We start from the raw sequence: 24,747 nt of genomic DNA, 5'->3' as shown, positions 1-24,747 counted from the left end.
GCTGAATGATTCTATGCTGATAGCACACAGTGAGAGTCAGGGTAGCCGCACTCATGAAAGCAGGCCTGCGCAGAAAACAAAAAGGTGCCGCGGCGATTGAGTTCGCACTGGTGTTCGTGATTTTTTTTGCGGTGTTTTACGGCCTCGTCAGCTATAGCCTGCCGCTGTTGCTGATGCAGTCGTTCAACGAGTCGACCGCCGAAGCCGTGCGTCGCAGCGTGGCAGTGGACCCGACCACCACGGGCTACAAAAGCACAATCGAAACCCTTTCCATCACCGTGCTCAAACAGCAACTTTCATGGATCCCCACCGCCCTGCAATTCAATGCCGACACCGATGCCACGGCGCTCTACGCCAACGGCGTGCTGTCCGTCACCATCAACTACCCGTCCAGCAAGCTCTATCAGGTCCTGCCACGGCTGGTGCTGCCCGGTATCGGCGCGGTGCCCAATCTGCCAACACTCCTGACAGCCAAGTCGAGCCTGCAGTTTTGAGCAGTGGCGATAATCTCTTCGCGCGCTTGCTCAAACGCCAAGCGTTACCCGCCCTCGATACCGCACCTGTGCCGAGCGCGCCAGGCGTTGGCCTGCATCTGTTGCTGGACCCCGAAGGCCGGATTTTGCAGATGAGTGGCCCGCTGCGCCATCAACTGGCCCTGGCCACTGCGCCAGATCGCTCACCCTTGCTGCGCGATTGCCTGATGCCCCACAGCGCCCTGACGGTGGAAGGCCCGCCCGCCGATTGGCAGGGGAACACCCTGGACCTGGACTTCCTGACAGTGAACGGCACGGTCCTGCACGTGCGCGGCTGGGTCCAGCCCTTGGCCGATGACTGGAGCCTCTCGCTGCTGGACATCGGTGATTTGCTTCACGAACGCCAGCAGTCACGCCATCGCGAGCAATGCCAGGTGTTGGCCGGGCACATCAGCGAGCAATTGTGCATGTGCGGCCTGCCGCGCCTGGGGGACGTTCTGCGGGATCAACTGCAAGCGGTAGCGCAACGCTGGCAGATTCCCTGCGTGGCCATCGCCCTGCCCGACGACCAGCAGGAAGGCTGGCAGATTCACCGCCAGTTCAGCACCTTTCCCGTCCCGACGCTGTGGCACGACGGACAACGGCTGGGCAATGGCCTGAGCAGCCTGGACTCCACCACGGTGCTGCACCTGAGCGTGAATCAGGGGATGAGCGAACACGCGCCCGTGCACTCTCTGTTCGGTAACACCGATGGCCTGGCCGTGCCCTATCGCGATAGCCACGGCGTCGCAGCCTGGTTGCTCTGCGGCTTTTATCCCGCGCCACCGCTCACACCGGACCTGAGCGACCGGGACTGGCAGCACCTGAGCGCGGCACTCGCCGCACCATTACTCAACCGCCTGCGCGAACAGTTGCACGATCAACAACTGGAACGTCTTGAAGCCTTGCAGGTTCTGCTCGGCACCGGTTGGTGGGAAGTGTTCGGCACCCGCGCTCAGGTGCAACTGGCCCCGTGCCTGGCCCTGGCCCTGCAACTGCCCACCCGCCCGTTGCCGCTGGACAGCTGGCTCGCGTGCATCCATCCAGCCGACCGCGAAGAGCTCGGCAGCCGCTTGCAGGCGCTGGATGAACAGGGCAAGGCGTTGCTGGTTTGTGTGCGCCTGCATCAGAGCGATGCAGCGCAGAGCCCGGTCTGGTATCGCCTGCAAGGCCAGGCGCTGGGGGTGGGTGAGCACCGTCGCCTGGTGGGCTTCATGCTCGACATCAGCGACATCAAGAACCAGCAACAGCAAGCCGCCGCCGCTCATGCGCGGCTGGACAACCTGATCGCCAGTTCGCCGGCGGTGATCTACGTTCAGCGCTATGTCGAAGGCGCGTTGCAACCAACCTTTTTCAGCGACAGCCTGCTGCCGCTGCTCGGCTGGAGCCTTGCCGATTGCGCTGACGGCGCATTGATCGAGCGTGTCCACCCCGAGGACCGGGACCACTATTTCGAGCGTACCCGGCAACTGCTGCGCGAGGGCGCGACACGGGCCCGTTATCGGCTGCGCGACAGCCGCGGCGATTACCACTGGCTGCTCGATGAAGCCAAACTGCTGCGCGACGACCTCGGTTTGCCGGTAGAAGCGGTCGGCCTATGGCTCGACGTCACCGAGGCGACCCTGGCCACCGAGCAGGTCAAACAGAGTGAAGAGCGCTACCGGATCCTGGTGGAAGACTCGCCGGCAATGATCTGCCGCTATCGCCCGGACCTGACCCTGACCTTTGGCAACCGGCCACTGGCGACATATCTGGAGTGCCTGCCCGAACAATTACCGGGGGTGAACCTGGGCAGTTGGCTGTCCGGGGAACAGCGTGAAACCTTTGTCCAGCGCCTCGCCCGACTGACGCCGGAACACCCCGTGAGCACCGCGGAAATCAACCTGAAATTGCCCGGACGCGAACACGCCTGGTGGGTATGGTCCGATCGCGGTGTGTTCGATGAACACGGCCAATTGCTGGAAGTGCAGGCCGTGGGCCGCGACAACACGCAAGTCCGGCGCTCCCAGCAGCAGCTCACGCAAAGCGCAAAAATGGCCACCCTCGGCGAAATGGCCACCGGCCTGGCTCACGAAATCAATCAACCGCTGAACGTGATGCGCATGGCCATCGTCAATGTGCTCAAGCGCTTGAGCAATGGCGATGTGCAGATCGACTACCTGCAAGACAAACTCAACCGAATCGACGCGCAGGTCCAGCGGGCAGCGAGGGTGGTGGACCATATGCGGGTGTTCGGCCGCCGCTCGGAAATCGAGCAGCAGCCCTTCAACCCGGCACAAGCGGTGGAAGGCACATTGGCGCTGCTGGCCGAAGGCATGCGCGGCAAAGGGCTCGAGTTGCGGGTCAGTGAATTCGGCTTCGAGGTCAATGTGCGCGGGCATGTCGATCAGCTTGAGCAAGTATTGATCAACCTGATCGTCAACGCCCGCGATGCCCTGTTGAGCAAGCGCGAAGCGCAGCGGGACTTTGAGCCCTGGATCTCGGTCCATGCCGAGCGCGATCAACACTCGGTACGGCTGTGGGTCGAAGACAATGGCGGCGGCATCGACCCGCGTCTGCTGGAGCGGATTTTCGAGCCCTTCTTCACCACCAAACCGGTAGGTGTCGGCACGGGCCTGGGGTTGTCGGTGAGTTACGGCATCGTGGAAAACATGGGCGGCCATCTGAGCGTCATCAACACGGTGGAAGGTGCCCAGTTCTGCATTGAGTTGCCGATTGCCCTGGACGACTAAATCACCAGGTAGGCTTTGCCTTTCTGTCCGCAAGTGAGGTTAAACCCCACGTCCACTTTGTTGACGTCGATCCCCAGGTTGAACAACAAGGCATTGACCAGCGGATCAACCAGCGGCGCCAGCAAACCGCTGATGGCCGACGTCAAGAGCCCCACGACCTGATTCAGCGTCGTGACCAGGGTATTGAGCAACACCCCCAGCAGGCTGCCGGTGAGGGTCGGCGAATGGGAAATCAGTGTGATACCGCCCAAAGTCCCGTTCAGACTGTTCACCACACCCGACACCGACACCGTGTGTAACGGCAGCGGTGGTACGTTGATTTCCTGCGGGTTGACGTAGGTGTAATTGGGCTCGAGGGTCCTGGCAATCGTACTGTTGACCTGAGCCTCCAACCCGCCACCCGCGAACGGGGTCCGCGGACCGCAACTGCCAAAATGGCAGGTTTTCGAACCGACATCGACCAGGGTCAAGGGTGAAAAATCGCCACCCGATGCCAACCAGGACGCGGCATTGACCTGCCCGACACCGACGCGAGCAGCGCTCACCTCGGTGGTAGCGGTCAGGCTTTTGCTCGTGGGGCTGACGCAGGTGTAATCGGTGACATAACTGCTGCCAATTCCCGCCTCAAGGCCAACATCGAGGTTGACTCCGTTGGGCGTGATCTCCAGATCGGTCTGGGTGCAGGTGCCCAGCAAACAGCCCGGTGCCAGCAAGGTGTTGATCGCCAGGACGACCGTGCTCAACAACGTATTGACCAGTTGCAACACCGCGTTGATCAGGGACAAGTCAACGGTTGCCAGGATTCGGACCTGGGCGGTGCGCACATAAATCCTGTTCACCCCCAGCGGCGCAGCCTTGGCCAGTTCAGGGTCGCCTACCGCCGAGAACTGCGGTGGCTGAATCACTTTGATCCGGGTGGTCACGCCCGCCAGGCCCAATACGCTCACCGGCACCGTCGCGCTCACGCCGCTGTTCTTGTTCGCCAACTGGACAAACGCCTGAACCAGCTGGAACAACTGCACCGTGGCATCCAGGCCGGCCGTCTGCGTACCGGTTTGCAGTTCAAGCACATCCCCCAGTTTGATGGGCCTGGCATTGGCCGCGCCCAGTTGCAGGTCACCCAATGCCGTGATCACCGTGGCCGTGGCGCCGTTGAGGTTGGCGACGGTCACGGCGGCTTTCAGGAATTGGGTCACGGTGCCTTGCTGATTCAGCAACGCGGTGTAATCGCCCGCCGTCACCCCCAACTGGATGGCCAACTGGTCCATGTACTTGAGCAAATTGACGTCGGTTTTGACCAGCCCATCCCAGCCCGCAGCCGTCAGGTTGACGTTGCCGCCGAGCAGGCCCGAAAACAGCGGATTCAAGATACTTGAACGGGCGGTGTCGACACTCGCCAGCGTACTGCGAATACTCAATTGCGCCAGTGTCGCCTTGGGTTCGGCGGCAACGGCGGTGGCCGTCAGTTGAGTGTTGAGGTTCAGCGGCCCGCCGGAAAACAGCGCGGCAATTCCGGCCGCAATGCTGGTGGACACCGTATGGGTGCCGATCACCCGAATCGCCGTCGACTTGCTGGCATCGACGATGAATGCCCGAATGCCGCCGACACCGGTTTGCACGGTGCCGCAGGTGGTGGCGAGTGTCCGGCCGGGGCCGACGATGAAACCGTTGCGGGTCGCACTCTGCGTGACATACGTGGCGGCGCTCAGGCCCGGCAGGCAATTGCCGTCGCGGCTGATCGCTTCCAGGGCCGCCGTATCGACCACCCGCTGTAACGAACGGCGCTCCAGGTACAACCGACCGGTGTCGACCACCACCAGCACGAACAACAGCGCCACGCCCATGGTCAACGCCGCGATCAGGCCAATGGCGCCACGTTGCCCGTTCGGGCCGCGAAAATGAGCGGGCATGGCGCACTCCTTTGCCGGCACAAGGCCGGACGCTGCCTCCGTCGATGCTCAGCAGTGTAGTCAAGGCCCGGGGAGATTGCTGGCAAGTTGCCACACATCCTGAAACGAAGATCGCCCCCATAATGGAGGCGATCAGTGCGAGGTTACCGAGGCGGGTAGTTGGCCAGTATCCGCCCTACCGTTTCGCGGATCGCGGCACTGCGATCCGCCGGTTTCGGCGTACTGCTGAGCATTTGCTCATCGCTGCCGCGCCACACCAGTTTGCCGTCCTTGCCATCGAGCAGGTCGATCTGCAGGGTCGCCACTTTATAGGTGACGTTGCGGGTTTCGTTGTACATCGGCCCGCCCCAGTAACCGTTCCATGGGTTGCCCCAGCCACCGCCATAATTGGTGGTCACTTGTTGCTGACGGTCTTCGACGATCAGGTAAGCCTGCACATTGACGTCAGCCCGGGCACCGGCCGCTGCCGGGCGCAGACCGCGTTGATCCAGTTGATCGGCTACGGCCTGGCGGATGCGTTGTTCGGTAAGGTCGCTCTTGATGCGCGGATCGTCCGGGCGATACTGCAACGCGGGCGTTTTCCAGCTCCAGCTGCGATAGGCCGAGAAGTCGCGACTGGCGTCGAAGTCGTGATTGACCTGATTGCTTTGGCAAGCGCTGAGCAGCACGGCGAAAGCCAGTAAAGCGAAACGGCGGACCATGATTTTTCTCCGATTGAAGACATCTGCCCCAGGGGTGTTGCTAACTAGGAGGATACGCCGACATGGCCTTTTCCACAGCCTCACGCAAGGCATCGGCGCGCTCGATCTGCGAGCCCTGGCTGCTGGTCTCGGCGCTGGCGCTCCAGACCGGTTGACCGCTGGCGCCGTCGAACAGGTTGATCCGGACCACCACCACGTCAACCTCATAGGTGCGCACAATCGGCACACTGCCGTACATGCCGTAACCGTTGCCATATCGGTTGTAGCCGCCGTACCCACCATAACCGTAGTCGTCCTGGACCTGACGCAGGCGTTTTTCCAGATGCAGGTCGGCACTGACCCAAAGGTCTGCCGGGCGGTTGTCATAGCGTGGTCGCAACCCCTGTTGATCCAGGGCGCTACCGACCGCTTCGGCAATCTGCGAGGAATCCGCCCAGGCCGAACCCGCAGGCAAGCGCCCATTGAGCCAGGCCCAATTGCGATAGCGCCCATAATCGCGTGGCGGTGCCGGGTAGGCGCTGCGATCAAACGTGCTGGCCGCCTGCGCCGGGGCTGGCGGCAAGGGGTTGGACGTGGCGACATACGGATTGCTGCCTTCACAGGCAACCAGCCCCAGGCACAGCACGATCAATCCGAATCGAGGGTTCATACGGTCTCCACGGCTGCCGGCTTAAACCGGACGGCAGATCCAGTGCAAATAACGTCCAAGCCCGGCAAAGCTTGGATGACGACGATGGGCCAGCTCCATTTCCAGCAAGTCCAGCAGCTCGGCGCGGGCCTGGAACTCCACAGGCATGTAATCGTGGAACACCCGCACGCCGCTCTGGGTTTCGACCTGCCACAGGCCGTCCAGTTGTGCCGCCAGCTCGCGCGGGTCCAATGGCATTTGCGGGGTCAGGCTCTGCTTCTCGCCGGCCATGTCGTTCTTGCGCATCTTGCGGAAATGGCCTTTGAGCAAGTTGCGATAAATCAGTGCATCGCGGTTGTAGAACGCCAGCGACAACCAGCCTTCTTTTGTCGTCAGTTGGTGCAGCACCGGCAGAATCGCGTGAGGTTCGGCCAGCCATTCCAGCACCGCATGGCACAACACCAGGTCATACGGTTCGGTGAGCTGACCGAGCAAGTCCTGCCACGGCGCCTGGATGAAGGTCGCCGCTTGCCCTGCGTCGGCAAAGCGCTGGCGAGCGCCTTCGAGCATGGGTTCGGCCGGCTCGGCCAAGGTCACGTGATGCCCGCGTTCGGCCAGCCACAACGACATATGGCCAAGGCCCGCGCCGATGTCCAGCACCCGCAGCGGGCGGTCCGGCAGGGTTTCCGCCAGGTCGGCCTGAAGCACTGCGAGGCGAATCGCGCCCTTGGCGCCACCGTAGATTTTTTCGGCGAAACGGGTCGCCAACTGATCGAAATGACGGTCGCTCATCAGCTGAACCGCCGTTCGCTGTCTGCGAGTTTGCTGCGCACCACCTGTTCCATGTCCAACCCCAACTCGCTGCACAGCAGCAGTAGATAGAGCACGATGTCGCCGACTTCCTGCCCGGCGTGGGCCAGTGTTTGCGCCGGTAGCTGGCGCGACTGGTCTTCGCTGAGCCATTGGAAGATTTCCACCAGCTCGGCCATTTCCACACTGGCGGCCATGGCCAGGTTTTTCGGGCTGTGAAATTGCCGCCAGTCGTTGCGGTCGCGGATGCAGTGTAGGCGTTCGGTCAGTTCAACAAGGTTCATCGGGCTCTCCTGAAGGCCTATAGCTTCGGGGGCTTGGGCGATGAAGGCAAGAGGCAGCTGCCGCATCCCGATGTACTGGCGAGGTGGCAAACCACTATGCTTGCAGGGAACTCCCCGGCACCGGTCGTGCCCAAGGCTTGCGCTGGCAACCCCGCTCTCTTTTTGATCAGGACGTACACATGCAGGTAGAAAGCTTTTTCGAATGGCTCGGCCAGGCGCTGGGCTCGGTTATCCGGTTCATCGTCGATGGCCTCAGTGGCCTGTTCAACATGCTGACCCACGCGGGCAGCAACTTTATCGACGGGCTTTCGCGAGCGCTGGGCATGGACGCCTCACTCATCAGCATCCTCACGCTGATCATCGGCTTGATGCTGTTGTACTCGGCGATCCGCGCCTTCATGCGCACCTCGATCATCATGGGGATCATCTGGCTGGTCCTCGGGTTGTGGCTGCTGAGCTGGATCATCCACTGATCAAACGCCGCAACTGTACCGCTGCCAAACGCCAGCCTGACGCTACAATGCCGGCTCAACAAGGAGCCCGCATGCCCACCCTGATCACCGACTGGCGCGACCGCCCGACCCATCGCCGTGTCTGGGCGCTCGCCGCGCCAATGATTCTGTCGAACATTTCCGTGCCGCTGGTGGCGCTGGTCGACAGCACGGTGATCGGCCACCTGCCCCACGCCCACCAACTCGGCGCCGTCGCGGTAGGTGCCAGCCTGTACACGTTTTTGGCCTGGGCCATGGGTTTCCTGCGCATGGGCTCCACCGGTTTTGCCGCACAGGCTGCCGGGCGCGGAGATGGTGCGGCGTTGCGCCAGATTCTGTTGCAAGGCTTGCTGCTGGCCATGGGGCTGTCACTGGTGTTGGGGCTGCTGGGCGTTCCGCTGAGCGGGGTGGCACTGCACTTCATGCAACCGTCGGCAGAACTCGATCAACTGACCCGCGATTTTTTCCACACCCGCCTGTTTGGCTTGCCCGCCGCCCTCGCAAGCTATGCCTTGGTCGGCTGGTTCCTGGGCACGCAAAATGCCCGCGCGCCGCTGGCAATTTTGCTGACCACCAACCTGGTGAACATCGCACTGAACCTGTGGTTCGTCCTCGGATTGGAGTGGGGTGTGGTCGGTGCGGCCCGGGCCTCGGTGATCGCCGAATGGACCGGTGCCCTGGTCGGCCTGGCCATGACCAGCAAGGCACTGCGCGCGTATCCGGGACACATTGCCTGGGCCGCACTGACCGTTTGGCAGAGCTGGCGACCGCTGCTGGCGGTAAACCGCGACATCTTCATTCGCAGCCTGGCGCTGCAGTCGGTGTTTTTCCTGATCACCGTGCAGGGCGCCCGGCTGGGCGACGCCACCGTCGCCGCCAATGCATTGCTGCTCAATGGCCTGTTACTGACCGCTCACGCCCTCGATGGCCTGGCCCATGCCGTTGAAGCGTTATGCGGCCACGCCATCGGCGCCCGTGACCGGCAGGCCTTGCGCCGTTCGCTGGTGGTCGCCTGCGGCTGGTCGCTGATCGCCAGCCTGGGGTTTGCGTTGCTGTTTCTCTTCGCCGGTCATCTGTTCATCGAGATGCAGACCAACATCCAGAGCGTGCGCGACACGGCGTTCACCTACCTGCCCTACCTTGCCGCCTTGCCGCTGATTGCCGTGTGGAGCTACCTGCTCGACGGTTTGTTCATCGGCGCCACCCGTGCCCGGGAAATGCGCAATGGCATGCTGCTGACGGTGCTGTTGCTGCTGCCGTTCGGCTGGGCACTGCAAGGTTATGGCAACCATGGCCTGTGGCTGACCTTTCTGCTGTTCATGTTGTTGCGCAGCCTGACCCTCGCCGCCTTCGCCTGGCACCTGCGCCGGCAGGACGCCTGGTTCAGCGGCCACGCTCACTGACCCGGCACCCCGGTTTCATGCCGCTCAGGAAGGGTCGTTCTGCCAGCGAATACGCAAGTTATCCAGACGTTCCTGCTGGGTGTGTCCCGGCAGATCGAGCGGCACCGTCGCCGACGGGTAGTGCAAACGTAGCCGTAACCAGCCATCAAGTACGGGGTTATCACTCAACCCCCACTCAAGCCCTTCCTGGAGGTGGCGCCAGATCAGGTCATAGTCACGGCCGGTCGAGCGGCTCCAGTGCCAGGCATGTCGCTCCAGCAGGCAGGTTTGCAATCGGGCCTGCTGACCGACACTCAGGTTGTCTTCGATGGCCAGGCCTCTGACCGCCAACCGTGGATTGACCAAATGCAGCCACCCCAGGCTGCCTGCGGCCTGATCGGCCCAAGTGCCCCCGTACCAGTGAAGTTGATCGATCGGCCCCAACCAGCGGCTCAACTCACCGGCATCGTCTACATCAAAAAAGTAGCTGGCGGTCTGCGGGTTGTAGTAACTCAGCAAGCCTTTGTAATGCAGGCCGAAGGTGACCGTCAGCATCCGCTGCAAATGCGCCAGCAACTGTGGCATGGGTGCCGGGCTGGCCAACAGCAAACCCGGCCAGGCCTGGGGCTCGCGCCGACACGCAGCACCCAACGCCGAGCGCGAACTCAACTCGACCAACAACGGGCCACTGCGGCGAATGGCATGCAGCTCAGTACCCTCGAACACCGAAAAACGCGGCACTTCGGCAAACTGCTGCTGCAAGTTCAGCGCCGATTGCGGCGATCCCGGGACATCAAGCAACAGCCACTGCGGCGTAGGCTCTGGGGTCAGGACAGCGCTCATCGTGCGGCACTTCGGCTGGACCGCGCCAACAAACGGCAGGCGCAGACCGAAGCAGTGCAATGTTCGAAACTGCCGCCCTCTGGCAACAGGCACAACAGCACCAACGGATGGCTGGCCTGAACCAACCCGCGCAATCCTTCATGATCGGCCCCCGTGTCGATACCGCTTGAACCGGCAGGCACAGGCTCTTGAGCGGCAAGGCTGATGTGAGCACTGGACAACTCGAGCCCGTTGTCGCTGAACCTGATCGTGCTGTCACCGACCGTAAACAACAACTCGCTGTCTGCATCGAAGGTCAGCTCCAGGCCACTCGACAATTGCAGCCTGGGCAGGTCATCCGTCAACAACGCCTGGCTGATCGACGCCTGCAACAGTGGCGCGGTGGCTACTGCTGCGTCCTGAAAGGCGCAGTAAATAAAGGGCCGGTCTGGATCATCCTCGGCATAGCCGACCAGCATGGCATCACCCTTGTTCAGCTCAGCCCCCCAATGGGCCGGGGCAGGCAACCAGCAGTGACTGGGCCTGGCGCCCTCGCCCTGGTACACCCAATCAAACTGCACAGCCACTCGCCCCGGCTCATCACCGTCGGCATCGACTCGCCATGCCCGCTGCACGCCGCTCATCCGGGGCTTCACCGGCGGCCCGTTGACGACGAACGGCACGGTCACGGGGATGGCCTGAAACCGGTTGCGATACTCAAGCGCTTGCGGCTGGCCACCTTGATGATCGACCCGGGTCAGCAACCACAGGCGGTTAAAGTCAGCCAGGGGATGACCCGCCAGCGGCAACACCAGGCCACTGTGCAGGCCCGGCAAGTCACTCTCGCCCTCGGCCTGCGGCCCTCCCTCATCAGTCTTCGCCTGCACCTTCAACTGCCTGATCGCCCCGTGTTTGCCTTCACCGCGAAAGACCGTGCAGGCACCCCGGCGAAAACCCTGCCGGTGGTCTGCGAACACCACTCGGTGCCCGGCCTTGCGGTGCTGGAAGTGAAAATGGATGTGTTCCTCGGCACACAGGCGCTGAAGAAATTGCAGGTCCGATTCGCGGTACTGGCTGCACACCTCACGCACCGGGTATTCGCCCTGCAACTCAAAGCGGCACTCGCCTTCACGGATACCGTGTTCATCCAGCACCTGCCTGAGAATCTCGGGCACGGGTAGCCCGGTAAAAATCCGCTGGCTGAAGCGCAGCGCCAGGCAGGCGAGCCTGGGCCCAAGACGCACCCGGCAGTGGCTGGGTGACACACCCTGTTCGCGTTGAACAAGCTCATGAATCTGCCCATGAACGCCGCCGCGCCCACTGGAGAACTGCAAGTAGGCCGAGCGATACAGCAGGCCGGCCAGATCCAGGTCCGGGTCATTGACCAACAGCTCCAGATCAAAGGCAAACGGCTCGCTGATCGACTCGTGACCGGTAAACGCTAAAACATCAAGGGGATGGGACTGGCCCGCTATGTCCAGACGAAATGACGGCTCGCTGGCTGGATCGAACATCGGCGTTTCTCTACAGGAGGGGCGGCCGGGGATTCTCGCTGAGAGACATGGCCGAGTAGAGTGCTGAAGTACAACTTAGGAAATGACCTACGCGAAATAAAGACCGCCTCTCTTTGATAGAAAGAGAGTGCAAATAATCATCAAACAAAAAAAGAAAAACCGTACCGGGTCCTCAGAAATGTCCGCGCTTAGCGGAACATTTTCTGACAACCCGATCACAGCAGCCCGTTACCTCAAGAAGACAGGTAAGACGAGCGGGTCAACCCCAGGCGCAGCGCATCGAGGTACTGGGTACGCTCGGCAGGACTGATTCTGGCGCTGGCGACCTTGTCGCGGTAATGCGTCATCAGCTCTTCCGGCGACAAGTGCACGTAACGCAGCATGTCTTCGATGGTGTCGTGGGTTTCGATACCGGCGTGATAAACACTGCCATCGGCATTCTGGTAGATGTTCACCGAGTCGGTGTCACCGAACAGGTTGTGCATGTCACCCAGGATTTCCTGGTAAGCGCCCACCAGGAAAATCCCCAGCAGGTAGTCTTCGCCATCGTTCAAGCCGTGGACCGGCAGGCTGGTTTCGATGCTCTGCTCATCGACGTACTGCTTGATCTTGCCGTCGGAGTCGCAGGTCAGGTCTTGCAGCACCGCACGGCGCAGCGGCTCTTCATCGAGACGGTGCAGCGGCAGGATCGGCAGCACCTGGCCGATGGCCCAGGTATCCGGCAGGCTCTGGAACACCGAGAAGTTGCAGATGTACTTGTCGGCCAGCTTGTCGTTGAGTTCGTCGAGCACCTGACGGTGGGAACGCTGACGGGCTTTCAACGAGTTGTGCAGGCGACGGCACACCGCGAAATAGCACTGCTCGGCCAGGGCTTTTTCAGCCAGGGTCAGCTTGCCATCGGCGTACTGGCTGGCTACGTCGCTCATGTAGTGCGTGGCGCGCCAGTAGGTTTCGGTGACCATTTCAATGTCGGTCGGGCCTAGCAGGTCAACCAGCCATTGCACGGTTTCCGGCAGGTTTTCCTTGTTCTCGATCACCGGCACGTCGTCGTTGTGTTTCTCGACGTCGGTCACCTGCACCACCAGCATCGCGTGGTGAGCGGTCAGCGAGCGGCCGCTTTCAGAAAAGATGTTCGGGTGCGGCAGGCTCTGCGCATCGCAGAATTCCTTGAGCATGCCGACCACGACACCGGCGTAATCGTCCATGTCGTAGTTGATCGAACTGGCGTTACGCGAGTGCGTACCGTCGTAGTCGACGCCCAGGCCACCGCCCACGTCGATGTGATCCACCGGCAAGCCGAGGTTACGCAGTTCGCCGTAGTAACGAATCGCTTCCTTGAAGCCGTGCTGGTAGTCCGCCAGGTTGGCGATCTGCGAGCCCATGTGGAAGTGCAGCAGACGGATACCCTGATCCAGGCCGGCAGCGCGGAAACGCTCGACCACCGACAGCAATTGGGCAGCCGACAGACCGAACTTGGATTTCTCGCCGCCGGTGTCGGCCCACTTGCTCGATGCCAGGGACGACAAACGAACCCGCAGGCCAACCTGAGGCTTGACCTTCAGCGAGGCCGCTTCTTCGATCACCAGGCTGACTTCGGATTCTTTCTCGATCACGATGAACACGTTGTGACCCAGTTTCTGGCCCATCAGCGCCAGGCGGATGAACTCACGGTCCTTGTAACCGTTACAGACGATGGTCCCGCCCTTCGGAGCCAGGGCCAACACCGCCAGCAGCTCAGGCTTGGAGCCGGCTTCCAGACCAATGGAAACGTCCTGGGTGGCGATGATGTTCTCGATCACCGCTTCTTGCTGGTTAACCTTGATCGGGTACAGCGCGGTGTACTTGCTCTGGTATTCCAGGCGCTCGATGTTCGCGTCGAACGCACCGGTCAACTGGCGGACGCGGTCCTGCAGGATGTCCGGGAAGCGCACCAGCAAAGGCAAGGACAGGCCACTTTTACGCAACTGCGCGACTTGATCGAACAGATCGATAGGCGAACTGCTCGGGCCGTTCGGACGAACTTCGACGCGACCGGCGTCACTGATCGCGAAATACCCGGCCCCCCAATGGCGAATCCCGTAAACACTGCGGCTGTCCGCAACTGTCCATTGGCTGCCATCGTCTTTGCGTGTGCGTCGTACGGACATCGAAGTCCCCTATAAATGAAGTCAAAGAACGCCACCCTGTCAGAGGCTGGCGCAGTCTAAAGAATGAAAATGACGATTAGCCTGCAACGGAGAGATAGACCTCGGTTGCAGCCTTGAGTTTAGAAACCGGTCAGAACAGGCTCTGTGAAAACCATTGAGACGACGTTAAACCTGAATCGGATCAGGACTGCATCAAGTCGGGGTGGTTTTCACAGAGACGGCTAGCCGCCGGATTTCTTCGCTTTGAAACCGTGCTTGATCAGCTCGCCCAAGAGTAGCTCGACATGATCGCCCTGGATTTCGATGACCCCGTCCTTCAACGCGCCACCTGTGCCACAGCGTTTCTTCAACGTCGTGGCCAGATCCTTGAGCGCCTCGATGGCCAGCGGCACGCCGCTGATGGTGGTCACCGTCTTGCCGCCACGGCCCTTGCTTTCGCGGCGCACGCGAGCGATGCCGTCGCCGGCAGGGATAACGGTTTGTGTGCAGATGCAGGCATCCACCGGCTGGCGACAGTCCGGGCAATGGCGACCTGCGTCGGTGGAAAATACCAGGCCGCCCAGGGCGGCGAAGGATGCGGCTTTTTTGGCCACCGGCAATCCTCTTCGGAGGACAAAGACTGGTCGATGCACTTTGGCAAGTGCTGTCGACCGCGAAGCCCCACTCAGGCAGGGGCAGCGCTACTGAGCCACGCAATGGCAGCTCAGCTTTAAAAGGTCGCGCAGTGTAACGGCAAAAAGCGCACTTGCTAAGAGCCAATCGGCGCCAATTTATAGATCTTTTACAACACCTGCCTCACGCGCCCGCAGATAGCGTTTCAAGGCAGCCAGAGAGTCCGGGCAATAAGGCTTTTGCGTGATTTCCTGCATCACCTGCGCAATGGGAATAAAGCGCGCTTCGAGGACTTCTTCCGGTTGCAGCACCAGCGGCCCGTCCCAGACGGCCGAGAACGCCGAGCACCAGAGGCGATTACCGGTGTCTTCGAAGAAAAAATGGTCATGGGCGGTCAACTCCACGCCACTCACGCCCAGTTCTTCGGCTAGCTCACGGGCCGCCGACTCGGCGTAGGTCTCGGTGGCCAGCACCATGCCGCCTGCCGCCACGTCCCAGAAGCCCGGGTAAATGGCTTTGCTCAAGGTTCGGCGGTGCACACACAGCTCACCGGCCGAGTTGAACAGCATGATGTAGGTGCCACGGCCGATCAGCCCACGCTCACGCAATTCGGAGCGCACCAGGGCGCCGAGCAGGTGATCCTGCTCGTCGACCCAGGCGATCTGTTCGGCATCGGAGGCTGCGCGGTGCGCAGCCTCGTTGGGGTTGGTGAGCATGGCTCAGCCCTGATTGAGCAGTTGACGCAGGTCGATCACCGCCGCGTTGGCCCGCGAAATGTAGTTGGCCATGACCAGCGAGTGGTTCGCCAACACACCGAAGCCGCTGCCGTTGAGGATCATCGGGCTCCAGACCGGTTCTTGCGATGCTTCCAGCTCACGAATGATCTGACGCACGCTGACCGTGGCGTTCTTCTTGGCCAGTACATCGGCAAAATCGACTTCGATGGCGCGCAGCAAATGCGAGAGAGCCCAGGCCTGACCACGTGCTTCATAGAAGACGTTGTCGATCTGCATCCAAGGGGTTTCCACCACCTCTTCATCCACCTGTGGCACCTGGCCCGGCATCATGACTTCGGTTTTCAGCGCGGTATTGAGCTTGACCCGGCCCACACTGGCCGACAGCCGTTGCGACAGCGAACCCAGGCGGGTGCCCACATCGCCCAGCCAGTTGTTCAGGTTGTCGGCGCGGGCGTAGAACAGTGCGCTTTTCTGGTTAGGATCGGACAACCGCGCCTGATAACGGCTCAGGGAGTTGATGCCTTCCTGATACTCGGACTCGCTGGACGGCAGCACCCAGCTCTTGTTGTCGAAGTTGAAACGCGGCTCGGCCTTGGCCAGGTCGGCGTCTTCGGCAGACTGCGACTGCGAGCGGGCAAAGTCTTTACGCAGCGCACGGCTCAAGTCGCGAACCTGCACCAGCACGCCGTATTCCCAGCTCGGCATGTTGTCCATCCACAGGCCCGGCGGGAAACGGTCGTTGGAAATGTAGCCGCCTGGCTTGGTCAGCAACGTACCGGCGACGGTCTTGAGGGTTTCCACGGTGGTATAGCCCACCACCATCTGCTTGCCTTCTTTCTCGGCCGCCAGTTGGGCATTCTGCTGGACCGGGAACAGCGCCGGCTCCTCGCTCCAGTACCAGCCCAGGGCGCCAGTCACCAGCAAGTACAAACCGAGCAACGTGGCCAGCGCACGGCTGAACAGCACGCCGCGAAAATAGCTGCGAGTTGCCGACTTAGGTTCAGCGGCACGTTCAGGCGCGCTGCCTGTGCGGTTCTTCCAGTCCAGCATGGCTCTATCCTTTTAACACTTGAGTTCATCGGTTCGACCATCACCCTACTCCATCGTGCCAGCGCTTGAGCGGATTAAATCATCCGGCAAACACAGCACCGCCCAATGGCCATGGATCGAGTCGCCACTATAAATGAAGCACAGATCAGAACCTAAGCGACCCGTGGGTCAGGAACTGAATCACCTCGCGTTGCAGATTATTGATGTACGACACTCATGCAACCGAAAAGAGGTGCTAGCATAGAGCCACCAGTCGATCTCAGCATGCACCCTAACTAGTAGTCAGGATATGACCGAGCCAGAAGACCCCAGCCGTGAGCGCCTCAAGCACCACTTTGCCCAGCGGGTAATTCATCAGGCACGTCAGATTCTTGAGATATGGCAGCGCCTGCAACGCAGCGAATGGTCGGGCACCGACCTGTCGGAGCTCAGTGAGGCCAACCTGCGCCTGCTGCGCTTCGCCGAACGTTTCGAACAACCCGAACATACCCAACTGGCCCGCAGCATCAGCCATTCGCTGGAAGCTGTGGACGCCAATCGCGGGCGCTTGAGCAGCGGTTTGATCACTGACCTCAATCGCCTGATGCAACGCCTGTCGCGCACCGGCCTGCGGCATGGCGATCAACTCGAACAAACCTTCCTGCCGCCGCTGCGCAAACCCATCTACGTGATGCTGCAAGATCACGATCGCGCCGAGCGGCTGGCCAAGCAACTCGAATTTTTCGGCCTCAGCGCCCAGGCACTGGACAGCGTGGCGGCGTTCCGCTCCTCGATGGTCGAGCGGTTGCCGGCCGCGATTGTCATGGACGTTGATTTCAGTGGCGCCGGCATCGGCCTGAAACTGGCCGCCGAAGCCCAGGAGGGGCTGGAGCAACGCTTGCCCCTGCTGTTTTTCAGCCTGCTGGAAACCGACACACCGACCCGCCTCGCCGCCGTGCGTGCCGGAGGCCAGGAATTTCTGACCGGCACCCTCGAAGCGTCGAGCCTGCTGGAAAAAATCGAAGTCCTGACCTGCGTCGCCCAGTACGAACCTTACAAAGTGCTGATCATCGATGACTCCCGCGCCCAGGCCCTGCACACCGAGCGCCTCCTCAACAGCGCCGGCATCGTCACCCGCACACTGATCGAGCCGATCCAGGCGATGGCCGAACTGGCGGACTTCCAGCCCGACCTGATCATCCTCGACATGTACATGCCGGCCTGCACCGGCACGGAACTGGCCAAGGTGATTCGCCACAACGACCGTTACGTCAGCGTGCCGATCATTTACCTGTCGGCCGAAGACGACCTGGACAAGCAACTCGACGCCATGAGCGAGGGCGGCGACGACTTCCTGACCAAGCCGATCAAGCCGCGCCACCTCATCACCACCGTGCGCAATCGCGCCGCCCGTGCGCGCAACCTCAAGGCGCGGATGGTCCGCGACAGCCTGACCGGCCTCTACAACCACACCCACATCCTGCAATTGCTCGAAGACTGCAGTTTCCGCGCTCGCCGCGAGAACAAGCCGCTGAGCTTTGCGATGCTCGACATCGACCACTTCAAACGGGTCAACGACAGCCACGGCCACCCCATGGGCGACCGGGTGATCAAGAGCCTGGCATTGTTCCTCAAACAACGCTTGCGCAAGACCGACTTCATTGGCCGTTACGGCGGCGAAGAGTTCGCCATCGTCATGCCCGACACCGATATCGAATCGGCCTATAAAGTGCTGGATGAAATCCGCCAGCGCTTCGCCGAGATTCACTATCCAGCACAACCCCATGACCTCTGGTGCACCTTCAGCGCCGGGGTCGTGGAGCTGACCGAAGGCTGCGACAGCCTGATGATGGCCAGCCAGGCCGACGAGGCGCTGTACCGCGCCAAGGACGCCGGGCGTAACCGGGTGCAGGCGGCGCGGCAATCAAGTCAAAGTGCCACTTTTTCATCAGATAGCACCGATTCGGTCATAACGCTGTAACAGAAACGCAATAACTTCAGGCGCTTACCATTTTTGTCGTTGGTAGAACCGCGATGCGCCTGAAGCTGCTGACCAATCTCAACACCCTCCTGCTGGTCGCCGTGTGCGTGGCCCTCGGCGCCACACTGTGGTGGTCGCAAACAGCCCTGGAGCGTCCCTACCTGCTGATGGAACGCTACCTGGGCTTGTCGCAGCAATTCCAGAATCAGGTCGCACGCAATATCGAGGATTACCTGGCCAGCGGCGACGCTTTGCGCCTGAGCGGCGCCAGCCAGGCCATCGACACCCTGAACAGCGAACTCGCGGCCCTGCCGGAGGACCTCGCCCAAAGCGTGCGACCCAGCCTTGCCAGCCTCGATGAATTCAGCAAAACCGACCTGCTGGCCGCCGGCAAACTCGCGGGCGACCCACAAGCCTTGCTGTTGCAGGCCGAACGCGAATTGGGCGCCAGCCTGGAACAACTGAGCCAATACGCCACGGGTTCCGCCACGGGTTCCGCCGCGTATTTGCCGCCACTGCTGGCGGCTTCGCAACACCTGGGCAAACTCTCGCTGGCCCGGGACAAACTGGTCAGCAGTGGTCGCAGCGAACTGGCGGCCGATGTCGAACGCGAAGTCGCCAACATCCGCGCCCAGGCTGAGCGGATCGAGGCCTTGCCGTTGCTTGGCGTGGCGGCCAGCAACGAGTCGAACACCGACGACTTTGCCTCAATGATGGGCCTGGAAAACACCGAAAAAGCCACCGCCGAAGACGCCGGCATTGGCCTCAAACGGGAACTCAACAGCCTGCTGACGCGCTACCCGGCCGAGCTGAGCCGCACCCGCGAGCAAATCCGCAAACGCGCCGACTTGAGTGCCGCCACTCACCTGAAAATTGCCAGCGTGCAGCAAGCCATCGCAGGCCTTGAACCCACGGTACGCGCGCAACATGGGCAGATTCAGGGCGAAGTGCGGCTCATGCAAGGCGTGATGATCGGCCTGATCCTGCTGATCGCCCTGCTCATCGACACCTTGCAGCGACGTTTGGCCCGGACCCTGACCAACCTGGCGCCAGCGCTCTCGACCTGGGCCGAGGGTGACTTCAGCCGGGACATTCAATTGGGCGCAACCAACCGCGAACTGCATGATATAGAAGCGTCGCTCAACCGCCTGCGCGCCTACCTGGTGGACCTGGTCGGGACCATTCGCCTGAACGCCGAGCAAGTCGCCGGCAGCAGCCGGACCCTGGCTGAACTGAGCAATGACCTGCACAGCGGTGCCGAGCATCAGGCCGGTGACACGGCGCTGATTCGCGACTCCCTCGGCGAACTGGAGGCGACGATTCAACAAGTGGCCGGTGACGCCAGCCAGGCCGCCGATGCCAGCCGCCACGCCGGGCTCGCGGTAGAGCACGGGCAGAAAGTGATCGGTTTAAGCCTCAACGGCCTGCATGCACTGGTCGAAGAAGTGCAAGGCAACGCGCAGATGATCGAACACCTGGCCGAGGAGTCCGCGACCATCGGCGGGGTACTGACGGTGATCCGCTCGATTGCTGATCAAACCAATTTGCTGGCACTGAACGCCGCCATCGAAGCCGCCCGGGCCGGTGAAATGGGCCGGGGATTTGCGGTGGTGGCCGAAGAAGTTCGCTCACTGGCACAACGCACCGCTGGCGCGACCGCCGAGATCCAGACGCTGATCGCCGGCCTGCAAACCGCCGCCCGGCAATCGGTGGAAGGTATGCGCGCCCAAGTCGACCATGCCGAAGCCACCGCCAATCAGGCTCAGGCGGCCGACGGCGCGCTGGATAAAATTGTCGGGGCGATCCAGACCATTGCCGACACCGCCGTGCGCATCGCCGATGTCACCGCCCAGCAGAGCGGCGCGGTCAGCGAGATTCGCGATCACAGCGAACGGATTCACCAATGGGGTGGGGATAACTTGCTGCGCATTGGCGAGGGACGCGAGCAAGGCGAAAATTTGTTGGTACTGGGCGGGCGACTGCACACCGCCGTTCAAGCCTTCCGCGTCTGACACAAACCCTGAGCGAGGCTGATCTCTGTGGCTAGGGAGCCTGCTCCCTAGCCACAGAGATCGACCGGCCACAGATGCAAATCTGTCCGCTATCATGCGTGCACTTTCGATACGCGAGATTCTCATGCGCCGCTTGCTCTGCCTGATGCTGTTTATCCTCGCCCTGCCGGTGAATGCCGCGGGGCTGCTGGACAGTCGCCCAAGCTCGACGCTGGGCTCGATCAACAACAGCGCCGATTTCCTGCCGGTGCGCGAAGCCTTCCAGCTGAGCCTGGTAGAAAGCACCCCGCAATCGATCAAGCTGCGTTTCGTCGCCTCCGAGGGTTATTACCTCTACCGGCACCGTTTCCAGTTCCGCAGCGACCCCGCCGACATCAGCCTGGGTACCGCGCAGTTGCCTTCAGGCGAGAAAAAACACGACGAGTTCTTCGGGGATGTCGAGGTCTACCACGGCATTCTCGATGTGGAACTGCCGCGCACCGATCCGCGCGGCTTCACCCTCGCCGTCACCTATCAAGGTTGCGCCGACAAGGGCCTGTGCTATCCGCCCGAAACCGAACGCCTGCGCATTGACGGCGTCACTGCGACCGCCACTGTGACGCCCGCCACGGCCGCAACCGCAGCCGCGCCAGCTGGCTGGAGCTGGCGCGAACTGGCCCTGTTCTTCCTCGCAGGCGTAGGCCTGACCTTCACGCCTTGCGTGCTGCCCATGCTGCCGATTCTTTCCGGGGTGGTCCTGCGCGGGCAGGTCGGTGGCGTGCGCGGCTTTAATCTGTCGCTGGCTTACGTACTGCCGATGGCCGCCTGCTTCGCCTTGCTCGGTGCGCTGATGGGGATGTTCGGTGCCCAGTTGAATCTTCAGGCGCGCCTGCAATCGGCGTGGGTGCTGGTGCCGTTCGCGCTGTTTTTTGCAGTGTTTGCGTTGGCAATGTTCGGGGTCTTCGAACTCAAATTGCCGCACGCCGTCAGCAGCCGGCTGGACCGCATCGCCCACCGCACCGAAGGGGGCTCGTTGTGGGGCGCGGCGGTGCTCGGAGTGGTCTCCAGCTTGCTGGTTTCTCCCTGTGTTTCGGCACCGTTGGCCGGTGCGTTGCTGTATATCAGCGCCAGCGGCGATGCGCTGGGCGGCGGTCTTAAACTGTTCATGCTCGGCCTTGGGATGGGCGCCCCGCTGTTGCTGGTTGCGACCGGCGGTGCAGCCTGGCTGCCGAAAAGCGGCCCGTGGCTGATCTACGTGAAGAATGCTATCGGCGTGTTGCTCCTGGGTCTGGCGGTCGGTTTGCTGAGCCGGGTGTTGCCGGGGCAATTGACCTTACTGCTGATCGGCTTGCTGGCGGCCGGGGTCGGCTTGTTTCTTGGCGCGCTGGAGTTCGTCTACAAACCGCCACGCAAACGCCTGGGCCAACTGCTCGGGATGTTCCTGGTGTTTTACGCACTGGCCTGCTGGTACGGGGCTTTCAGTGGCCAGAGCGACCCGTTCAGCCCGATTGGTCAACCCCAAGCCGTCAGCACCGCAGGCAAACCTCAGGCGCAAAGCACTGGTGACTGGCAAACCATCACCACCCCGACCGAACTGGACCACGTGCTGGCCGAGGCCAAGTCCGCCAACACGCCACTGCTGCTCGACTGGTACGCCGACTGGTGCATCAGCTGCAAAGTGATCGAACGCGAGGTGCTTCATGAGGCCAACGTCGTCGAACGCCTCAAGGGCTACCGGCTGATTCGTTTCGACATCACCGCCAGCAATGCCGAACAACGCGCTCTGCTCGACCGCTACAAACTGTTCGGGCCACCGGCACTGATGTTTTTCGGCAAGGACGGCGTCGAGCAGGCCGATGTGCGGGTGATCGGCGAGATCAATGCAAAAGACTTCGCCGAACGTGTTGCGCAAGCACGCGACCAAAGCGAATGACCGGTTTTAATCAGTTGGCCACATAATTCGCGCAATCATCGGTCATCGTGCGGGCTATTGCAGAGAACTGGACAGTCACAAAGGCTTTGCGGCATAGTCGCCGGGTTCTGACAACTGCACACAGATAACAAGGAACAGCAGATGGCGACCCTACTAGTTCTGCACGGCCCCAACCTGAACCTGCTCGGCACCCGCGAACCGGGCGTCTACGGAGCGGTGACCCTGGCCCAGATCAATCAGGACCTGGAACAGCGTGCCCGCGCGGCAGGCCACCATTTGCTGTACCTGCAAAGCAACGCCGAGTACGAATTGATCGACCGCATTCACGCCGCTCGCGGCGAAGGTGTCGACTTCATTTTGATCAATCCAGCAGCTTTTACACATACAAGTGTCGCATTACGTGACGCGCTGCTGGCGGTGAGCATCCCATTCATCGAAGTGCATTTGTCTAACGTTCACAAACGCGAACCTTTCCGCCATCACTCTTACTTCTCCGATGTTGCGGTAGGAGTGATCTGCGGCCTTGGCGCCAGCGGTTATCGACTGGCCCTGGAGGCCGCACTAGAGCAGCTTGAAAGACAGGCAACGGCTTGAACAACAAGCGTAAACGCCCCTGACCGACCCTTGGGAGTTGATGATTCATGGATATCCGTAAAGTTAAGAAACTGATCGAACTGCTGGAAGAGTCCGGCATCGACGAGCTCGAGATCAAGGAAGGCGAAGAGTCCGTACGTATCAGCCGCCACAGCAAGACTCCTGCTCAGCAGTACTACGCACCTGCACCCATGGCGGCTCCGGTTGCCGCGCCTGCCGCCGCACCGGCTGCTGCCGCTGCACCTGCCGCGCCGGCCGCACCTGTGCTGAACGGCACCGTTGCTCGCTCGCCAATGGTTGGCACCTTCTATCGCAAATCCTCGCCGACTTCGCCGTCCTTCGTTGAAGTGGGTCAGAGCGTGAAGAAAGGCGACACCCTGTGCATCGTCGAAGCCATGAAGATGATGAACCACATCGAAGCTGAAACCAGCGGTGTGATCGAATCCATCCTCGTCGAAGACGGCCAGCCGGTTGAGTACGACCAACCGCTGTTCACCATCGTTTGAACCGCGGAGAGACTTTGATGACTGCGAAGTTGGAAAAAGTTCTGATCGCCAACCGCGGTGAGATTGCCCTGCGGATCCTGCGTGCCTGTAAAGAGATGGGCATCAAGACTGTCGCCGTTTACTCCAAGGCCGACAAAGAGCTGATGCACCTGGGCCTGGCAGACGAATCCGTCTGCATTGGTCCGGCATCGGCCGCGCATTCTTACCTGCACATTCCGGCGATCATCGCCGCGGCTGAAGTGACCGGCGCTACCGCCATTCACCCAGGCTACGGTTTCCTCGCGGAAAACGCCGACTTCGCCGAACAGGTCGAAAACTCCGGCTTCGCGTTCATCGGTCCGAAAGCCGACACCATTCGCCTGATGGGCGACAAGGTATCGGCCAAGCACGCCATGATCGCTGCCGGTGTTCCAACCGTTCCGGGTTCCGACGGCCCTCTGCCTGAAGACGAAGAAACCGCTCTGCGCATCGGTCGCGAAGTCGGTTACCCGGTGATCATCAAAGCCGCTGGCGGCGGTGGTGGTCGCGGCATGCGCGTTGTGCACAAAGAAGAAGACCTGATCTCCTCGGCGAAACTGACCCGCTCCGAAGCAGGCGCGGCGTTCGGCAACTCGATGGTCTATCTGGAAAAATTCCTGACCAACCCACGTCACGTGGAAGTTCAGGTACTTTCCGATGGCCAGGGCCATGCCATCCACCTGGGTGACCGCGATTGCTCGCTGCAACGCCGCCACCAGAAAGTTCTCGAAGAAGCGCCGGCACCGGGCATCGACGAGAAGGCTCGCCAGGAAGTCTTCGCTCGCTGCGTCAAGGCGTGCATCGACATCGGCTACCGTGGCGCGGGTACTTTCGAGTTCCTGTACGAGAACGGCGCGTTCTATTTCATCGAAATGAACACCCGCGTTCAGGTTGAGCACCCGGTATCGGAAATGGTCACCGGCATCGACATCGTCAAGGAGATGCTCAGCATCGCCGCAGGCAACAAGCTGTCGTTCACCCAGGATGACGTCGTCATCCGCGGTCACGCGCTGGAATGCCGGATCAACGCCGAAGACCCGAAAACCTTCATGCCAAGCCCAGGCACGGTCAAGCATTTCCACGCCCCAGGCGGCAACGGCGTTCGCGTCGACTCGCACCTGTACAGTGGCTATGCCGTTCCGCCGAACTACGATTCGCTGATCGGCAAGCTGATCACGTACGGCGCAACCCGTGAAGAAGCCATGGCGCGCATGCGCAATGCGCTGGACGAAATCGTTGTCGACGGGATCAAGACCAACATCCCGCTGCACCGCGACCTGACCCGCGATGAAGGCTTCTGCAAAGGTGGAGTCAACATCCACTACCTGGAACACAAGCTGGCCGGCCAACACTGATCAGCCACGTGTCACCCCCGAAAAGGCCGCACACTGCGGCCTTTTCTCATTCTGCAGG

General features: G+C 61.5%; 21 protein-coding genes. 10 read left to right on the top strand and 11 right to left on the bottom strand.

Features of this window, described 5'->3' with window-relative positions:
- Positions 1 to 53 precede the first annotated feature (53 nt).
- Both AC1Z1G_RS03500 and AC1Z1G_RS03495 read left to right on the top strand, forming a co-directional pair.
- Positions 54 to 494, top strand: coding sequence for a TadE/TadG family type IV pilus assembly protein (locus tag AC1Z1G_RS03500; RefSeq protein WP_483624907.1), 441 nt, complete (start codon positions 54 to 56; stop codon positions 492 to 494).
- Positions 491 to 3,244, top strand: a complete 2,754-nt coding sequence (locus tag AC1Z1G_RS03495; protein WP_483624905.1) for a PAS domain-containing sensor histidine kinase — start codon at positions 491 to 493, stop codon at positions 3,242 to 3,244. Before AC1Z1G_RS03500 ends, AC1Z1G_RS03495 begins: the two co-directional genes overlap by 4 nt.
- Here the strand turns inward: AC1Z1G_RS03495 and AC1Z1G_RS03490 are convergent.
- The 5 genes from AC1Z1G_RS03490 to AC1Z1G_RS03470 all read right to left on the bottom strand — a co-directional run bounded on the left by AC1Z1G_RS03490 (position 3,241) and on the right by AC1Z1G_RS03470 (position 7,577).
- Positions 3,241 to 5,154 carry a pilus assembly protein TadG-related protein gene (locus AC1Z1G_RS03490; RefSeq protein WP_483624903.1) on the bottom strand — a complete coding sequence of 638 codons (1,914 nt, stop codon included), beginning with the start codon at positions 5,152 to 5,154 and terminating at the stop codon, positions 3,241 to 3,243. The two genes, AC1Z1G_RS03495 and AC1Z1G_RS03490, sit on opposite strands and share 4 nt — an antisense overlap.
- 143 nt (positions 5,155 to 5,297) lie before the next feature.
- On the bottom strand, positions 5,298 to 5,855 hold the full coding sequence (locus tag AC1Z1G_RS03485) for a DUF4136 domain-containing protein (RefSeq protein WP_483624901.1): 558 nt from the start codon (positions 5,853 to 5,855) through the stop codon (positions 5,298 to 5,300).
- Between the two features lie 40 nt (positions 5,856 to 5,895).
- Entirely contained in the window at positions 5,896 to 6,504 is a 609-nt protein-coding gene (locus AC1Z1G_RS03480; RefSeq protein WP_483624899.1) for a DUF4136 domain-containing protein, read from the bottom strand.
- 21 nt (positions 6,505 to 6,525) lie between these two features.
- On the bottom strand, positions 6,526 to 7,275 hold the full coding sequence (locus AC1Z1G_RS03475; protein ID WP_483624898.1) for a methyltransferase: 750 nt from the start codon (positions 7,273 to 7,275) through the stop codon (positions 6,526 to 6,528).
- Positions 7,275 to 7,577: a MazG-like family protein gene (locus AC1Z1G_RS03470; protein WP_483624896.1), complete on the bottom strand. Its 303-nt coding sequence runs from the start codon at positions 7,575 to 7,577 to the stop codon at positions 7,275 to 7,277. Before AC1Z1G_RS03470 ends, AC1Z1G_RS03475 begins: the two co-directional genes overlap by 1 nt.
- Positions 7,578 to 7,756: 179 nt before the next feature.
- On the opposite strand from AC1Z1G_RS03470, the gene AC1Z1G_RS03465 reads away from it, so the two are divergent.
- Both AC1Z1G_RS03465 and AC1Z1G_RS03460 read left to right on the top strand, forming a co-directional pair.
- Positions 7,757 to 8,050 carry a hypothetical protein gene (locus AC1Z1G_RS03465; RefSeq protein WP_483624894.1) on the top strand — a complete coding sequence of 98 codons (294 nt, stop codon included), beginning with the start codon at positions 7,757 to 7,759 and terminating at the stop codon, positions 8,048 to 8,050.
- 71 nt (positions 8,051 to 8,121) lie between these two features.
- The gene (locus tag AC1Z1G_RS03460) at positions 8,122 to 9,471 is read left to right on the top strand and encodes an MATE family efflux transporter (RefSeq protein WP_483624892.1); all 1,350 of its coding nucleotides are present in this window, start codon (positions 8,122 to 8,124) and stop codon (positions 9,469 to 9,471) included.
- 24 nt (positions 9,472 to 9,495) lie between these two features.
- On the opposite strand, the gene AC1Z1G_RS03455 is transcribed toward AC1Z1G_RS03460, so the two are convergent.
- The 6 genes from AC1Z1G_RS03455 to AC1Z1G_RS03430 form a co-directional block, all read right to left on the bottom strand.
- On the bottom strand, positions 9,496 to 10,293 hold the full coding sequence (locus tag AC1Z1G_RS03455; protein WP_483624890.1) for a DUF4123 domain-containing protein: 798 nt from the start codon (positions 10,291 to 10,293) through the stop codon (positions 9,496 to 9,498).
- Positions 10,290 to 11,786, bottom strand: coding sequence for a type VI secretion system Vgr family protein (locus tag AC1Z1G_RS03450; protein ID WP_483624888.1), 1,497 nt, complete (start codon positions 11,784 to 11,786; stop codon positions 10,290 to 10,292). Before AC1Z1G_RS03450 ends, AC1Z1G_RS03455 begins: the two co-directional genes overlap by 4 nt.
- A gap of 233 nt (positions 11,787 to 12,019) precedes the next feature.
- On the bottom strand, positions 12,020 to 13,933 hold the full coding sequence (gene speA / locus AC1Z1G_RS03445) for an arginine decarboxylase (protein WP_483624886.1): 1,914 nt from the start codon (positions 13,931 to 13,933) through the stop codon (positions 12,020 to 12,022).
- Between the two features lie 221 nt (positions 13,934 to 14,154).
- The gene (locus AC1Z1G_RS03440) at positions 14,155 to 14,526 is read right to left on the bottom strand and encodes a translation initiation factor Sui1 (protein ID WP_483624884.1); all 372 of its coding nucleotides are present in this window, start codon (positions 14,524 to 14,526) and stop codon (positions 14,155 to 14,157) included.
- A gap of 177 nt (positions 14,527 to 14,703) precedes the next feature.
- Entirely contained in the window at positions 14,704 to 15,261 is a 558-nt protein-coding gene (locus AC1Z1G_RS03435; RefSeq protein ID WP_483624882.1) for an NUDIX hydrolase, read from the bottom strand.
- A gap of 3 nt (positions 15,262 to 15,264) precedes the next feature.
- Positions 15,265 to 16,332 (bottom strand): DUF2333 family protein, encoded by a 1,068-nt coding sequence (locus tag AC1Z1G_RS03430; RefSeq protein ID WP_347903799.1) that lies wholly within the window; start codon positions 16,330 to 16,332, stop codon positions 15,265 to 15,267.
- A 289-nt stretch (positions 16,333 to 16,621) separates the two neighbouring features.
- On the opposite strand from AC1Z1G_RS03430, the gene gcbA reads away from it, so the two are divergent.
- From gcbA to accC, 6 genes are all read left to right on the top strand, one after another.
- Entirely contained in the window at positions 16,622 to 18,292 is a 1,671-nt protein-coding gene (gcbA, locus tag AC1Z1G_RS03425; protein WP_483624881.1) for a diguanylate cyclase GcbA, read from the top strand.
- A 53-nt stretch (positions 18,293 to 18,345) separates the two neighbouring features.
- Positions 18,346 to 20,304, top strand: a complete 1,959-nt coding sequence (locus tag AC1Z1G_RS03420) for a methyl-accepting chemotaxis protein (protein WP_483624880.1) — start codon at positions 18,346 to 18,348, stop codon at positions 20,302 to 20,304.
- 124 nt (positions 20,305 to 20,428) lie between these two features.
- A complete protein-coding gene (locus AC1Z1G_RS03415; protein ID WP_483624878.1) occupies positions 20,429 to 22,216 on the top strand; it encodes a protein-disulfide reductase DsbD in 1,788 nt (595 codons plus the stop codon).
- A gap of 141 nt (positions 22,217 to 22,357) precedes the next feature.
- Positions 22,358 to 22,810 (top strand): type II 3-dehydroquinate dehydratase, encoded by a 453-nt coding sequence (gene aroQ, locus AC1Z1G_RS03410; RefSeq protein WP_063323112.1) that lies wholly within the window; start codon positions 22,358 to 22,360, stop codon positions 22,808 to 22,810.
- Positions 22,811 to 22,857: 47 nt separating this feature from the next.
- On the top strand, positions 22,858 to 23,316 hold the full coding sequence (accB, locus tag AC1Z1G_RS03405; protein WP_483624876.1) for an acetyl-CoA carboxylase biotin carboxyl carrier protein: 459 nt from the start codon (positions 22,858 to 22,860) through the stop codon (positions 23,314 to 23,316).
- A gap of 17 nt (positions 23,317 to 23,333) precedes the next feature.
- Positions 23,334 to 24,689, top strand: a complete 1,356-nt coding sequence (gene accC, locus AC1Z1G_RS03400; protein ID WP_347903792.1) for an acetyl-CoA carboxylase biotin carboxylase subunit — start codon at positions 23,334 to 23,336, stop codon at positions 24,687 to 24,689.
- Positions 24,690 to 24,747 lie beyond the last annotated feature (58 nt).

Source organism: Pseudomonas sp. JL27(2026) (assembly GCF_056933555.1).
This window is presented reverse-complemented; position numbering and strand designations above follow the sequence as displayed.

Coding starts and splice junctions, on each gene's coding strand:
- AC1Z1G_RS03500 (WP_483624907.1), top strand. CDS start 54: ATGAAAGCAGGCCTGCGCAGAAAACAAAAAGGTGCCGCGGCGATTGAG.
- AC1Z1G_RS03490 (WP_483624903.1), bottom strand. CDS start 5,154: ATGCCCGCTCATTTTCGCGGCCCGAACGGGCAACGTGGCGCCATTGGC.
- AC1Z1G_RS03485 (WP_483624901.1), bottom strand. CDS start 5,855: ATGGTCCGCCGTTTCGCTTTACTGGCTTTCGCCGTGCTGCTCAGCGCT.
- AC1Z1G_RS03480 (WP_483624899.1), bottom strand. CDS start 6,504: ATGAACCCTCGATTCGGATTGATCGTGCTGTGCCTGGGGCTGGTTGCC.
- AC1Z1G_RS03475 (WP_483624898.1), bottom strand. CDS start 7,275: ATGAGCGACCGTCATTTCGATCAGTTGGCGACCCGTTTCGCCGAAAAA.
- AC1Z1G_RS03470 (WP_483624896.1), bottom strand. CDS start 7,577: ATGAACCTTGTTGAACTGACCGAACGCCTACACTGCATCCGCGACCGC.
- AC1Z1G_RS03465 (WP_483624894.1), top strand. CDS start 7,757: ATGCAGGTAGAAAGCTTTTTCGAATGGCTCGGCCAGGCGCTGGGCTCG.
- AC1Z1G_RS03460 (WP_483624892.1), top strand. CDS start 8,122: ATGCCCACCCTGATCACCGACTGGCGCGACCGCCCGACCCATCGCCGT.
- AC1Z1G_RS03455 (WP_483624890.1), bottom strand. CDS start 10,293: ATGAGCGCTGTCCTGACCCCAGAGCCTACGCCGCAGTGGCTGTTGCTT.
- AC1Z1G_RS03450 (WP_483624888.1), bottom strand. CDS start 11,786: ATGTTCGATCCAGCCAGCGAGCCGTCATTTCGTCTGGACATAGCGGGC.
- speA (WP_483624886.1), bottom strand. CDS start 13,933: ATGTCCGTACGACGCACACGCAAAGACGATGGCAGCCAATGGACAGTT.
- AC1Z1G_RS03435 (WP_483624882.1), bottom strand. CDS start 15,261: ATGCTCACCAACCCCAACGAGGCTGCGCACCGCGCAGCCTCCGATGCC.
- AC1Z1G_RS03430 (WP_347903799.1), bottom strand. CDS start 16,332: ATGCTGGACTGGAAGAACCGCACAGGCAGCGCGCCTGAACGTGCCGCT.
- gcbA (WP_483624881.1), top strand. CDS start 16,622: ATGACCGAGCCAGAAGACCCCAGCCGTGAGCGCCTCAAGCACCACTTT.
- AC1Z1G_RS03420 (WP_483624880.1), top strand. CDS start 18,346: ATGCGCCTGAAGCTGCTGACCAATCTCAACACCCTCCTGCTGGTCGCC.
- AC1Z1G_RS03415 (WP_483624878.1), top strand. CDS start 20,429: ATGCGCCGCTTGCTCTGCCTGATGCTGTTTATCCTCGCCCTGCCGGTG.
- aroQ (WP_063323112.1), top strand. CDS start 22,358: ATGGCGACCCTACTAGTTCTGCACGGCCCCAACCTGAACCTGCTCGGC.
- accB (WP_483624876.1), top strand. CDS start 22,858: ATGGATATCCGTAAAGTTAAGAAACTGATCGAACTGCTGGAAGAGTCC.
- accC (WP_347903792.1), top strand. CDS start 23,334: ATGACTGCGAAGTTGGAAAAAGTTCTGATCGCCAACCGCGGTGAGATT.